The 14249-nt window shown below is 42.1% G+C and carries 12 protein-coding genes; all 12 read right to left on the bottom strand.

Annotation, left to right across the window (positions count from 1 at the left end):
• Positions 1 to 244: 244 nt before the first annotated feature.
• The 12 genes from LS684_RS20570 to LS684_RS20515 all read right to left on the bottom strand — a co-directional run bounded on the left by LS684_RS20570 (position 245) and on the right by LS684_RS20515 (position 14073).
• Positions 245 to 2608 carry a DNA translocase FtsK gene (locus LS684_RS20570; protein ID WP_169215954.1) on the bottom strand — a complete coding sequence of 788 codons (2364 nt, stop codon included), beginning with the start codon at positions 2606 to 2608 and terminating at the stop codon, positions 245 to 247.
• A 191-nt stretch (positions 2609 to 2799) separates the two neighbouring features.
• The gene (locus tag LS684_RS20565) at positions 2800 to 3006 is read right to left on the bottom strand and encodes a YlzJ-like family protein (RefSeq protein WP_169215955.1); all 207 of its coding nucleotides are present in this window, start codon (positions 3004 to 3006) and stop codon (positions 2800 to 2802) included.
• Positions 3003 to 3740 carry a ClpP family protease gene (locus tag LS684_RS20560; RefSeq protein ID WP_432418847.1) on the bottom strand — a complete coding sequence of 246 codons (738 nt, stop codon included), beginning with the start codon at positions 3738 to 3740 and terminating at the stop codon, positions 3003 to 3005. Before LS684_RS20560 ends, LS684_RS20565 begins: the two co-directional genes overlap by 4 nt.
• Positions 3741 to 3924: 184 nt before the next feature.
• Entirely contained in the window at positions 3925 to 5592 is a 1668-nt protein-coding gene (locus LS684_RS20555; protein WP_233811732.1) for a ribonuclease J, read from the bottom strand.
• A 551-nt stretch (positions 5593 to 6143) separates the two neighbouring features.
• Complete coding sequence (gene dapA / locus LS684_RS20550; RefSeq protein WP_225003027.1) at positions 6144 to 7016, bottom strand: 4-hydroxy-tetrahydrodipicolinate synthase; 873 nt, start codon at positions 7014 to 7016, stop codon at positions 6144 to 6146.
• A gap of 22 nt (positions 7017 to 7038) precedes the next feature.
• On the bottom strand, positions 7039 to 8277 hold the full coding sequence (gene dapG, locus LS684_RS20545) for an aspartate kinase (protein WP_169215959.1): 1239 nt from the start codon (positions 8275 to 8277) through the stop codon (positions 7039 to 7041).
• 86 nt (positions 8278 to 8363) lie between these two features.
• A complete protein-coding gene (gene asd, locus LS684_RS20540) occupies positions 8364 to 9413 on the bottom strand; it encodes an aspartate-semialdehyde dehydrogenase (protein ID WP_267930464.1) in 1050 nt (349 codons plus the stop codon).
• A gap of 365 nt (positions 9414 to 9778) precedes the next feature.
• Positions 9779 to 10372 (bottom strand): dipicolinate synthase subunit B, encoded by a 594-nt coding sequence (gene dpaB / locus LS684_RS20535; protein WP_169215960.1) that lies wholly within the window; start codon positions 10370 to 10372, stop codon positions 9779 to 9781.
• Positions 10369 to 11271: a dipicolinic acid synthetase subunit A gene (gene dpaA / locus LS684_RS20530; protein WP_233811731.1), complete on the bottom strand. Its 903-nt coding sequence runs from the start codon at positions 11269 to 11271 to the stop codon at positions 10369 to 10371. The genes dpaB and dpaA overlap by 4 nt, the downstream gene beginning before the upstream one ends.
• 164 nt (positions 11272 to 11435) lie before the next feature.
• Positions 11436 to 11669 carry a YlmC/YmxH family sporulation protein gene (locus LS684_RS20525; RefSeq protein ID WP_169215961.1) on the bottom strand — a complete coding sequence of 78 codons (234 nt, stop codon included), beginning with the start codon at positions 11667 to 11669 and terminating at the stop codon, positions 11436 to 11438.
• A 128-nt stretch (positions 11670 to 11797) separates the two neighbouring features.
• Complete coding sequence (locus LS684_RS20520; protein ID WP_169215962.1) at positions 11798 to 13039, bottom strand: M16 family metallopeptidase; 1242 nt, start codon at positions 13037 to 13039, stop codon at positions 11798 to 11800.
• A gap of 44 nt (positions 13040 to 13083) precedes the next feature.
• Positions 13084 to 14073 (bottom strand): polysaccharide deacetylase family protein, encoded by a 990-nt coding sequence (locus LS684_RS20515; protein ID WP_233811730.1) that lies wholly within the window; start codon positions 14071 to 14073, stop codon positions 13084 to 13086.
• Positions 14074 to 14249: the final 176 nt, after the last annotated feature.

Raw genomic sequence — 14249 nt, 5'->3', positions numbered from 1 at the left:
CGAGTAAAAGGTTTTCATGGAGTATTTTTACAATTAATTTACAACGGTGAAGGTTTAAATAACAATATTTACATTCCCGAGACAAAAGCATGACAAATGTAAGCGTTTTTAATAGTATAACATAATAGTGGATAAACTAGAATGTATTCCTTATGTACAATTCATTTTTACGTGTGAACCTCCATTTCCAAATAAAAAAGGTGTGTCAGCCCCATTCTTTTGAATTAGGGTGACACACCTTTTATTAAGAGCTCTGTTCTTCTGAAGGCTTTCCGATTAAGACGGTTCTTGGCTTACTTCCCTCATAGGGGCCGACAACCCCCCTTACTTCCATTTCATCGATCAGACGGGCTGCTCTTGTATACCCGATTCTAAATCTCCTTTGAAGCATGGATACAGATGCTGTCTGCATTTCAGCGATCAACTGCACCGCATCATCATATAACTCATCTTCTGCTTCGCCTGTTTTCTCATCTTCTTGTATTTCATCTGGAATCATTTCTTCCTGATATTGCGCTTTTTGCTGAGAAATGACGAAATCCACGATTTCTTCTACTTCTTCATCAGATAAGAAAGCGCCTTGAACTCTCGTGGGCTTCGAAGCTCCGACAGGCATGAAGAGCATGTCTCCTCTTCCCAGGAGTTTTTCTGCCCCGCCCGAGTCCAGAATGGTTCTTGAATCGGTTTGGGATGAAACAGCGAAGGCAATTCTGGACGGAATATTTGCTTTAATGACACCCGTAATGACATCCACTGACGGACGCTGAGTTGCAATGATTAAATGAATCCCCGCTGCACGTGCCATCTGTGCTAGCCTCGTGATGGCGTCTTCTACATCGCCGGAAGCGACCATCATTAAATCCGCCAACTCATCCACTATGACCACAATGTAAGGTAAGAGAGGCTGCTTTTCTTCATTCTCTATGTTCTGTTTCTTTACATACTCATTGTACCCTTCAATATTTCTTGTTCCTGTGTGAGAGAACAATTCGTATCGGCGTTCCATTTCGCTTACGACCTTTTTTAAGGCCTGAGAAGCTTTTTTGGCATCCGTTACAACAGGTGCCAATAGATGGGGAACTCCATTGTATACATTTAACTCGACCATTTTGGGATCGATCATCATCAGTTTCACTTCATGTGGCTTTGCCCTCATCAAAATGCTTGTGATGATCCCATTGATACATACACTTTTTCCGCTTCCTGTAGCGCCGGCCACCAGCAGATGAGGCATTTTATTCAATTCTGCCAGTACCGCTTCACCCGTGATGTCCCGTCCTAATCCAATTTGAAGCTTGGAATCCGGTTTATTTTGTTCCTTTGCTTCAAGGACCTCCCTAAGGGATACCATTGCTACCTCTGAATTCGGGACTTCAATACCGATAGCCGACTTCCCGGGAATCGGAGCTTCAATTCGGATATCCTTGGCGGCAAGAGCCAACGCCAAATCATCACTCAGGTTTACGATCCGGCTGACTTTCACCCCAACATCAGGGTGAACTTCATATTTGGTGACTGCAGGACCTAAATGAACCTGCGTTACTTTTGCCTTGACCCCAAAGCTTTGGAAAGTTCGTTCGAGCTTCGCTGCATTGGCATGTATCAACTGATACTCATTACTTTGATCGGTTTTTCTCGGGCTCTTTAACAAAGAGATGGAAGGGAGTTTATAATCCTTATTTTCCACTTCCGTAAACGTTATAGGCGGGGCTGTATCCTCTTCGCCTTCTTCATCCGGTTTATCCTGACCACCTAAGCCTTCTTTCTCACCATTCATTTCTCCATGTGAAGAATGTGGATCCTCTTTAGCCTGATCCCCTCCATAAGCCCTTTCCGCGAAATTTGAGATCAGTGGTTCCCTCGTCTCTTCTTCATGGGAATGGACCGGCTCCATCGCTTCCTTCTGTATGGCAGCAGTTTCTTTCTTTTTCTTTTCTTTCACTTCTTTCTTCTTTGATTGCTCTTCTTTCCAATCCGTCATGTCCTGTTTAAAGGCAGACCATTGTCCACTTAAGAAAGCACCGAAGCGCTTCCCGGCTCTACCCAGTACATCCCCTATGGATTTGCCCGTCACTAGAATAATGCCGATTAAGATGAATGTCGCACTTACAATCCTTGCCCCGGGCGAATCAAAGAGAAAATAAGAAACGGCAAATAAAACGCTCCCTATCATTCCCCCTCCAAGATCAGATGTACTTGTTTCACCGCCTACATCCATCCAATATAAATCCCATGTATTCAGGATGACGCTGGGATTTTCAAAAGAACCTTCATTTGAGAGCAAGTCAAATAGTTTCACATGACTCAGCAGTAAAAAACTCGCGATGATGATGTATATCCCCACCAATCTGCGGCTGAATAACATGGGGACCTCTCTCTTAATCATGAGATATCCTGCTGAATAAAGCATCCATAAGAGAGCAACCATATACCATTCACCCAGAAAGAATCGATAGAAATATACCAACGCCTTCCCCACGGCGCCAAGCTCGATGATGGAAATCAAACTGAGGGCTGCCAGTATCATTCCTGTGATTTCATACTTAATGGTCTGTTTTAAGGTTGAACTCGTAGAGGAACGTTTTTTTCTTCTTTTCCGTTTTGCCAATCCTTTTCACCTAAATTCTATTGAAGTCTTTCTTCATATGTACCCAAAGATGAAGAAAGGGCTGATCCTTTGGGGCAATATATGTGCCTAAGGTGTCAGACCCTTCCCGTTAACTTAATGTATCATTATGTTTTGTTTCTTCCAGTAATATTATAGCATAACCACTATTTCGGGAAAATCCTCTTTCTCTCTTAATTGTTGATAAATTCCCCTGGGCATATCTGATCATCAAGATAATGAGCTGGATCGCTGCTCATCACCCTTACAATTCGATATCGGTTTTCTTCTTGCTGTACTAAAACAGGAACACCTTGATATTCCATCATCATTTGGCCGCTGAAAACACTTGCATCTGTCGGGAATACAAAGTCATTTGGAACCATCGTGTAAAGAATCATTGCACTAATCCCTCTTGTTGATCCGATTGTTTTTTGATTTCAATCAGCTCGTTAATTTTTTTTATGGCCGTTCCTATGCCGCCGATACCGTCTATCAGTCCGTATGAGACAGCATCATCACCAACTACATTCGTTCCAATGTCCCTTGTGAGGTTACCTTTTGCAAACATCAAGTCTTTGAAGTCCTCTTCTGAAATATTGCTGTGCTTTGTCACGAAACTGACCACTCTCTCCTGCATTTTATCTAAGTATTCGAAAGTCTGGGGTACCCCAATTACTAATCCTGTCAAGCGAACAGGGTGAATGGTCATTGTTGCTGTACTGGCAATATAGGAGAAATCGCATGAAACCGCAATCGGCACGCCTATGCTATGCCCGCCTCCGAGTACAACGGAAACGGTAGGTTTAGATAAGGAAGCAATCATTTCAGAGATCGCCAACCCAGCTTCCACATCCCCTCCCACTGTATTTAAGATCACGACCAAACCCTCTATTTTAGAGTTTTGTTCAATTGCGACAAGTTGAGGTATAACATGTTCATACTTTGTCGTTTTATTTTGAGGGGGGAGCTGCATATGCCCCTCGATTTGACCGACAATGGTCAAGCAATGAATATTGGAATCCTGTGAGAGTTGAGGTACGTTGGTCTGTCCTAATTGCTGAATTTTTTCCATTAATCCTGATGGTTTATCTTTATTATCATCCTGCCCCTTGTTGGGCTGATCCTGTTGCATTCCCTCGTGATTTTCTGCCATATGAAAACATCTCCTTTTCATTCCATTCTCTTTTTATTATTTTAATATGGGTGTGTTTTCATACTTTATACTTTATGTTCACGGGATTTTCGTTCGCAACCATTGTTTGAAGATGATCTAAAAAAAGAGGCTATTTGTCATATTTCACAAATAGCCTCCCTTTTTACACTTCCATGATGATCGGTAATATCATCGGTCTTCTTCTTGTCTTATTGAATAAATAGGAATTAAGCTGATCCCGGATATCTTGTTTGATGGTTGTCCATTCAAATGACCCTCTTTGCAAATAGGTATGCACCACATCCGTCACAATACCGCCGGCCCCTTGAATTAATTCCTCTGATTCTCTCACATAGACGAAGCCCCGGGAAATGATTTCAGGTCCTGACACAATGGATTTGGACTTCCGGTTGATGGTTACAACCACTGTAAAGACACCATCTTCTGATAATAACTTTCGATCACGGAGAACAATATTCCCCACATCTCCTACACCGATTCCATCGATCAACACATTCCCTGCTTGTACACGTCCGCTCATTCTCATCTTACCATCCTTGTATTGGAGCACATCTCCTTTGTCCAAGATGAAGATTTGCTTGAAAGGAAGACCGATATCATGTGCGATTTGAGTATGGGCCACCAGCATTTTATACTCCCCTTGTATCGGAATGAAATACTTCGGCTTCATGATATTCAACATAAACTTTAGGTCTTCCTGGCTTCCATGTCCTGAAACATGAACTTTCTTATTAGCGGTCAAGACGTTTGCTCCTGCTCTGTACAGCATGTCGATTGTTTTTCCTACAATGACTTCCATTCCAGGTGACGGAGTAGCTGTAATAAGGACTGTATCCCCTTCTTCGATATTGACAAGTCGATGAGATCGTTTTGACATTCGTTGAAGCGCTTCAAAAGGCTCTCCTTGAGTTCCCGTAGCGATGATGACGACTTCACCCTTTGGATGATCACTTATTTCATCAATTCCAATGATCATCTCATCACGGACATGAAGGTAGCCTAATTTTAGCGCTACATCATATACTCTCTTTAAACTCTTCCCCACGACAGCGACCTTTCGATTATTCTGCTCTGCCGCATCAAAAACTTGCTGAAGGCGAATTAGGTTTGATGCAAAACAGGCGACAATCACTCTGCCGGATGCCGTCCGTAAGGCACTTGTAATATGTTGTTCAATGACTGCCTCGGAAGTGGTATATCCCGGTCTCTCAGCTTCTGTGCTGTCAGACAGCAAGCAGAGAACACCTTTCTCTCCGATTTGAGCCATCTTTCCTAAATCAGGTCGATAAAGATGCTTAGCTGATTGATCAAATTTGAATTCTCCAGTATGTACGATGACTCCTTCTGATGTGTGAATACATACACCAACTGAATCCGGAATACTATGAGTGGTTTTAAAAAACGTGACATTGACACCATTGAAAGTGAGGTAGCTATCGGAATGAATCGTAAAGAACTTCACATCTTCACGGACATTTTCATCTTTCAATCTTGCCTTTACGAGCGCATTCGTTAAACGGGTGCCATAAACAGGTGCTTTAATGTTATTGAGTACATATGAAATGGCCCCTATGCTATCCTCATGTCCATGAGTAAGGAAGATACCTTTCACACGTTCTTTATTTTCGATGAGATATTGAATGTCAGGAATAACGATATCGATCCCAAGCATTTCATTTTCAGGGAACATCAGCCCTGCATCAATCACAAAAATTTCTTCATCTACTTCAATTACGTACATGTTCTTACCAATTTCCCCGACTCCTCCGAGTGGGATGATCTTTATACTTTCATTCTTTGTCTTACTCACATTATGTCCTCCTATGCTGTGCCTTTCCCGATCTTCAATCAGTTACGATTTATTATACTTGATAATATTTTGGGAGTACAACCAATTTTATCCTTCCTAGAATATGATTAGGAAAAAGACTGCATTCATTTTACTACATTACTATTTCGATACATTGGGACTAAATCCTTCTTCTTTAAAATAAATTAATCTTCGAAGGTGTTGCCCGGATTGCAATCCTGTTATTTCTCTTACAGGAACAGGACCTCTATACGTTGGTAGTTATCGAATATAAAAGAGATTGGGACAAAGCGAAAAATCCTTCAAATGGAAACAAACTAATTGAGTGTTTGTTCTGAATACCGCTCATGATTTCCGTACAAGACTATGCTTTCCCGGGGTAGCCCGTGTGTCTTCTCAGAAGGCTGTCTTGCACACCAATCAACCGCTGGATAAAGAATAAACTAGGAGCACATTGAACAAGTTAAAAACCCGAACTAAATCACCTCCTAAAAGGCAAATTAGTTCGGGCTTTATTTAGACTCAAACACGTAGGTCCCAGCCTCTTATTCTCAGGATAATGCCTTTAGCACTTGAGACAGTTTTGCTCTTTCCACTTCAGTCAGCGGAATGAGTGGTAAGCGGACAGATCCCACATCCAGACCTTTCATCTGGAGGGCAGTCTTTACCGGTGTCGGATTTGGACTTGCAAACAAGCCCTTCATGACCGGAAGGAGTTGTTGATGCATCTTGGCTGCCTCCATATGCTTCCCACCCAAGAAGGCGCCAACCATTTCCTGCATTTCATTTCCGATAATATGTGATGCAACTGACACGATTCCAGTTCCTCCTATTGACAAAACAGGAACAGTTAGTCCGTCGTCACCACTATACAGCATGAAATCATCTGATGTATGAGAAATGATCTCAGTCATACTATCCAGATCACCGCTTGCTTCCTTAACAGCAACAATGTTATTGATTCCTGACAATCGGATTATGGTTTCGGGAGTCACATTGACGCTTGATCTTCCCGGAATGTTGTAAAGCATGACAGGTAAGGTAGTCGATTCAGCAATCGCCTTAAAATGTTGAAAGAGACCTTCCTGACTCGGCTTGTTGTAATAAGGGGCTACAAGCATAATGGCATCTACGCCTGCTTCCTCTGCCTTCTTGGTAAGTTCGATTGAGGCGTGGGTGTTATTGCTGCCCGTACCGGCAATGACAGGCACTCTCCCATTCACCACTTTTACTGTATGACGAAATAATGCGATTTTCTCTTCTTTTGTTAGGGTCGGGGACTCACCAGTAGTCCCTGCGACTACCAACGAATCTGATCCATTTCCGATCAGATATTGAATTAATTGGGTCGTCTTGGTAAAGTCAATATTTCCTTTACGGTCAAATGGGGTCACCATCGCCGTAGAAACGCGGCCAAAAGTCAATCTTGTCACTCTCCTCTTATGTTTATCCCACTCTGAAAGTAGCGCTTCTCTCTTGCAACTGAAACGTATCATGAAGTGCATTGATTGCACTAATCAAGTCTTGCTCTTTCACAAGTACCCAAATGGTCGTATGACTATCAGCAGACTGGAGAATTCGGATCCCTTCATTGGACAACGTCGATACGATGGCTGAAGTCACTCCAGGTACGCCAGTCATGCCTGCCCCTACCACTGAAATTTTCGCACACTCTGACTCTACGACAGGTTTATACCCTAAAGCTTCCAATACGGTAATCGCCCCGTCCGCCAGAGTGGAAGGTACAGTGTAAACCACTCCCCTGGGGGATATGTTAATAAAATCTACACTTATCCCCTCTTTCGCCATCGCTTTAAAGACCTCGGCTTGCAGATTATATTGTTCTTCCTTTGCGAATACTTTAATTTGGGTGAGGCTCGTCACATGTGCGATTCCTGTTACAGGGTGGTTTCGAAATTCTTTATGTGCCTTCGTATTTTCCAAAGTGGTGACAAGGGTCCCTTCACCATCTGAATACGTAGATCGGATTCGAATCGGAACGTTTGAATTCATTGCGATTTCAACTGCTCGCGGATGAATCACCTTCGCTCCCTGATAGGCCATATTACACACTTCATTATACGAAGCAACCTGTATGGGTCTTGCTTTTGAAGAGATTCGGGGATCCGCAGTCATGATCCCCTCAACATCCGTAAAAATATCAATATATTCAGCTTTTAATGCCACACCCAAAGCAGAAGCTGACGTATCACTACCCCCTCTTCCGATAGTGGTGACATCCCCGTCTTTGGTTGCACCTTGAAAACCAGCAACCACCACTGCATCATGAGTCTCCAGCTCTTTCAAGAGCCTGCTACACCTCATTTCTACTATCTTGGCATTGTTAAAATCATCATTTGTCCGGAATCCAGCTTGAGCACCTGTCAAAGCGGTGGACCGGATTCCATTTTCAAGGAGCATATTGGAAAAAACAAGGCTTGAAATGATTTCCCCACAAGATAATAATAAGTCCTGCTCTCTTTTACTTATTGACGTATTTTTGCCGCCAATTAAGGATAATAGGGAATCAGTGGCATAAGGTTCACCTTTTCTTCCCATGGCTGAAACGACTACCACCACTTTATATCCTTTTTCAATCGCTTTTTTTGTATGACTGAGGGCCTTCAGACGGCCAGCCTCATTTCGTACAGACGTTCCACCAAATTTTTGAACGATCACTTTCATGACTACACCTCATTGTCATATGTTCAAGAGGTATGAGAGAACGAATAGTGGATAGATAGTTTTATAACTGGAATGATTCCTCTTCTTTATTTAATTAAACCGAGTCTTAATAGACTTTCTGCGATTTGGACCGAGTTCCAGGCCGCTCCCTTAAGTAAATTATCCGACACAACCCACATATGGAAGCCCTTGTCTTCATCAAGGTCTTTTCGCACTCTGCCTACAAAAACATCCGGTTTCCCTACAGCATGAGCGGGCATAGGATAAATTTGTTCTTCAGGAATATCTTCTAATGTCACACCACGAGCATCTTTTAACAGTGAGTGTATATCTTTCACTGAAACAGCATCCTTCTCAATTTCAATATATACACTTTCTGAGTGACCTGTTACAACAGGTAATCTGACGCAAGTTGCAGATACCTTTAATGACTGCATATGCATTATTTTTTTCGTTTCATTGATCATTTTCATTTCTTCAAATGTAAAGCCGTTATCCTGAAATTTATCAATTTGTGGAATGGCATTGTATGCGATCTGATAATGCTTCTTATCCCCTTTTACAGGCAGCACAGCCGGTTCAAAGGATTCACCGGAAAGAATCGCCTGGGTCTGTTCATGAAGCTCATCGATTGCCACTGCGCCTGCCCCTGATACTGCCTGGTATGTCGACACAATGACTTTTGACAAACCGTACTCTTTTCGAATCGGTTCAAGTGCTGCCACCATCTGAATCGTAGAACAATTTGGATTTGCAATGATTCCTTTATGAAGCTTGATATCTTCTTCATTTACTTCAGGAACTACAAGGGGAACATCCGGATCCATACGATAGGCACTTGTATTGTCCACGACAATCGCTCCGCGTTTAACGGCTTCCGGTGCAAGAAGTTTGGATACACTTCCACCTGCGCTAAATAAGGCAATATCCACTCCTTCAAAACTTTCCGGCTTCGCTTCTTCAACCGTCCATTCTTTCCCTTTAAAGGTAACGGTAGATCCTGCTGAGCGCGCCGAAGATAGTAACGTGAGTTGTTTTATTGGAAAATCCCTTTTTTCTAATGTTTGTAGCATTTGCTGACCAACTGCACCAGTGGCACCTACAACCGCTACATGAAATCCCGTTGTATTCAAAATCTTCTCTCCTTCCAGCCATTCAGTATTCTCATAGTAGGTATATCCTTTTAGTCTATTACTATAATAAAGAATATTTTAACATAAACAATTATTCGACAATAGGGAATTTTTTATATAAGATATTATTTCCTACGACACTTCCCATGGAATTGGTTGATTATTGACATATATCCATTCCTCCGTGCAGCCAGTATGCACCCAAATAAGGGCCAGATCTTCTACTGATATGAATTCTATATTTCCTACAAACTATTCATGACTGACTTCACCTTTTCCTGGAACTACGGAAGACCCAATCTTCTGATCTACTTATGCATGAAAAGAAGGCCATCTCAGCTGTGTCAGGTGATAGCCTTCTTAACGTATTAATCTAAATATCTTTCAATGACAACCGGCTGAAGCTGCCTCCCCTCAATTGCAGCTTCAATTGTTTCCTGGATCATTGTCATCCTTGCCACCATTGATTTCGGTTTACTTTCAGGTGCATCCTGCCCGAACGGGATAAAGTAAATATCTTTCGTCGAGATCAATCTCATTAGATTCACACCGTTTAATCCAAGCGCATCATTTGTAGAAATCCCAAGAACTACCGGACGGTGATTTCGAAGAGTCGCTTTAGCAGCCATTAACACGGGGGAATCAGTCATGGCATTGGCGAATTTACTCATGGAATTTCCTGTAAGAGGAGCGATTACCATGCAATCAAGGGGGATTTTAGGACCGAGTGGTTCAGCCTTTACGATGGAATCAATGACCTTATGGCCCGTAACGTCTTCAATACGCTTAATCCAGTCTTCTCCTTTACCGAATCTCGTTTCAGTATTCATTACTGTTGACGTCACAACCGGTATCACTTCAGCCCCATTGTTCACTAACCGTTCGATTTCGGGAAATACTGCATCATAGGTACAATGAGACCCTGTCAATCCAAACCCAATTCGCTTTCCTTTTACACTCATGAAGAATTCTCCTTCCCTGAATCAAAATCTTCCTCTAATAATTGAGAAAGAACATTCGCCAAAATCTGTCCTGCAGTCTTAGGCGCTACGATTCCAGGCAATCCAGGCGCCAACAATGCTTTAATCCCTCGCTTTTCCGCATAACGGAAATCTGTCCCTCCAGGCTTTGAAGCCAAATCGATGATTAATGTATGAGCCGGCATTTTGGCTATCACAGCAGCTTTCACAATATGCACCGGTATGGTATTGATACATATATCACAATCCTCTACCTCTTTTTCCAGGCTATCTAAGTGAAATGGCTCCAATCCCATTTCGGTTACCCTGGCAAGATGCTCGCTTTTGCGAACGCCAACCTTCACTTTTCCGCCTAAATGATGGAACGTTCTGGCTACACTCATACCCACTCTCCCGAGACCCAATATCACAATGGTCGATCCATGAATGGTAAAGTCTGTATGTTGAATAGCCATCATAATCGTTCCCTCTACTGTAGGTATGGAATTATAAATGGCAACATCGTCCCTCTCAAACAATTGAACAAGTTTCCGCTTCGTTATTGACATGATTTCATCCAAATACTTATTACTAATTCCTGAATAGATCGTACAGTGCTCTGGCGTCTGAGACACGATTTCTTCTGTTAAAATGATTTTTTCTTTAGAAAATATCGTATCAATTTCCCCTTGTAGATTCGTGCCGGGTACAGGTAAGATGATGGCATCGATTATGGAAAAGTCCACTTCATCGAGCTTTTCCTTCGAAGCCCCTGTAAAGGCATGATCCAGTTGTTCAAAACCAACGAGCGATATCTTAGCATCAAGCTCCGTAAGCTTTCGAATAATCTCAAGTTGTCGGGCATCTCCGCCTAGAACTGCGATCTGCATTCCGGTCAGCATCACTGATTTCACCTACTTTAACATAATCGCTATTCTAAATCCCTTTTCACTTCAACAGTGTATGTAGCTCTTACCTAATGGGTGAGTATAAAAGCAAATGGAACCGTGATAGTAAATGTCTGATGACTTTTATTCAAAAAAAAAAAACGGGGCAGCCCCGTTTTTTAATCTTCCGATACTTCAAGTATGATCATATCTGCTCCAATTGTCCGAATTTGATGCCAGGGCACCCTGATCTCCCCCCCTTGCTTTCGCAACCATTTCCCTGTCGGAATGATAAGTGCATTGATGCTCCCTGATTTATCATTGAATTCAAGATCCGTTTGCCCAAGTACCCCAAGACGTTCTGCTTTTTTGTAGTCCACGATCTCTTTACCACTTAACTCACTTAACCTCATGTAGATCCCTCCATAAATTGAGCTCTGTAGTACAATGTATACACTGTCCAGTTTTTTTAGAAGGATTTCTTGGCACATTTTCAGCAAACATGTAAAAAAGCAGACCTTTTACAGCCTGCTTTAACCAGTTAATTTCTAATATTCTGAGGAAGTTTTCCTTCAGGGCTTATGATTGATAATGCATAATCATCCGTAAAGATGTCCTTGGCCAGATGATTTACCTTATCCATTGTTACACCATCAATCTCTTCAACGATCTCATCAAGGGTTCTGTGCCTTTTCAGAAGCAATTCATTCTTTCCGTTACGGCTCATACGGCTGTTTGTGCTTTCTAGACTGAGCATCAGATTCCCTTTGAGCTGTTCTTTGCTATTCAGTAATTCTTTTGAGGTGATACCTTCCGCTTTTAAGGCTTGCAAGGTGCTGTCGATCGTATCAAACAATTGATCTAATTGATTTGCGCCTGTTCCTCCATAGATCGTCACCATTCCGCTATCTTCATAAGCGGAGTGATAAGAAAAAACAGAGTAAGCAAGTCCCCTTTGCTCGCGGACTTCTTGAAACAAGCGGGATGACATACTTCCTCCCAATACGTTATTTAATACAATCAGATTATAGATGTCTGGATGGCCGATCTGCAATCCGTCAAAACCAAGACACAAATGAGCTTGCTCCGTATCTTTTTTTCGAGTCAGCTTATTGGTCTGAAAAGCCGGTTTGACCCGGTCTTCAGGTCCTTTACCACCTTCATAGGATCCAAATAACTTTTCTACTTCTTTGATGAACGTTTCATTTACATTTCCTGCCACAGATACCACTACTTGATCAGGGGTATACATGTCATGCATATATTCTTTTAATTTAGCCTGATTGAAGGAGTCCAAAGTTTCTTCCGTTCCGAGAATCGGGTATCCTAGCGGATGCTCTTCATAAACTGCTTTGCTAAGCAGGTCATGAACGATATCGTCAGGTGTGTCTTCATACATTTTAATCTCTTCATACACCACATTTTTCTCCTTATTCAGTTCCTCTTCTATATAAGTAGAGTTAAAGAACATATCAGAAAGTGTATGTAATGCGTAATCTGCATGATTGTCCAATACTTTGGCATAGTAACAGGTATATTCCTTTGATGTAAAAGCATTTACCTGTCCGCCGATACTATCAAAAGACTCGGCAATTTCCCGGGCTGTCTTTGTTTTAGTCCCTTTAAAGAACATATGTTCCAGGAAGTGGGAAATCCCATTGTTTTGTTCCGTTTCATTTCTTGACCCTGTTGCAATCCAGACTCCTATCGCTACTGAGCGGACATGAGGGATTTCTTCCAGCACGATTCTCAGTCCATTTTGGCATGTATACTTCTTAATCAAAAAACTTCCTCCTATTCATGGTGCAAACTTACTGCTTCTTCTTACTATTTCCTTGGCCCGGATGAATTATCGGCGTCCAATAAAATACGTTCCTCTTTAACCAGGCTTGAAACCGTACCCAGCCTCAAATCTTTTCCTTTTATTTGAAGAATCAACGAATTGAGTGAATTGGCAGTAGAAGCTGTTGGATGCATGAGAACAATAGCCCCTTTATGCATTTTCCTCATCACACGATCGATTAAGACGTCAGGCTGAGGTTTTTGCCAATCCACAGTATCCACACTCCACATAATGGTTCTCATCTGCATGTCATGTGCAATCTCTACCACTTCATCCCTGTAGCTTCCGCTAGGTGGAGCAAACCACTTCACTGTTTCACCAGTCGTAACCTCAATAATCTCATTCGTTTTCTTCATTTCTTCTCTTATCTTACCTGAATGTAACGTTTTCATATCAGGATGTGAATATGAATGATTTCCTACCTCATGTCCCGCATCCACGATCATCTTCGCTAAATCCGGATTATTCTTAACCCATCTCCCCTCTAAAAAGAAGGTAGCATATACTTGATGCTTTTTCAAAGTTGCCAGCATATCAGGAATAAATTCATTTCCCCAGGCTACATTTATGATAAAGGATACCATTGGTTTATCTGGATTTCCCCTGTATAAGGGAGATGCGGGCAAATCAGGCAAGTGCTTCTCCGGTGGAACTTGCTTGTAGATCAGCTTGTCTTCATTGAACGACTTTTCCTTTTTCATATTAGTTAGAGATGCTTCCACATCCACCTTTATTCCATTATAACCAGGTGTTGCTTTCCAAACAGTATCTATCATAGCATCTTTTGCCGGAATTTCCCTTGATTTAGCTTCTTCCCTTATTCTTCGTGTTAAATCACTGGTTTCGCTTACTCCGCTCACTTCCAGCGATTCCTGCTTTAACCTTGTGAGATACTGATCTGATAAAGGGTTCTCAACCACGACTATAGTCAGAATAGCAATTAGACTGATTCCAATCAAGTATTTTTTTCCCATACATGTCCACCTTCCTTCTCCTAAAACATATGAAGAAAAAGGACATGGTAGAACAAAAGCGCAGGCTGCTCGCCCAGAGGCGACAAGCATAAGGAAAAGCTGTCGGAAAGGCGTCCTTTGCCTTTCTGGCAGGTTTTCCTTATGACCTCGAGCCTCTAGCCGCCGGAGCTGGACGA

Source organism: Cytobacillus spongiae, from assembly GCF_021390075.1.
This window is presented reverse-complemented; position numbering and strand designations above follow the sequence as displayed.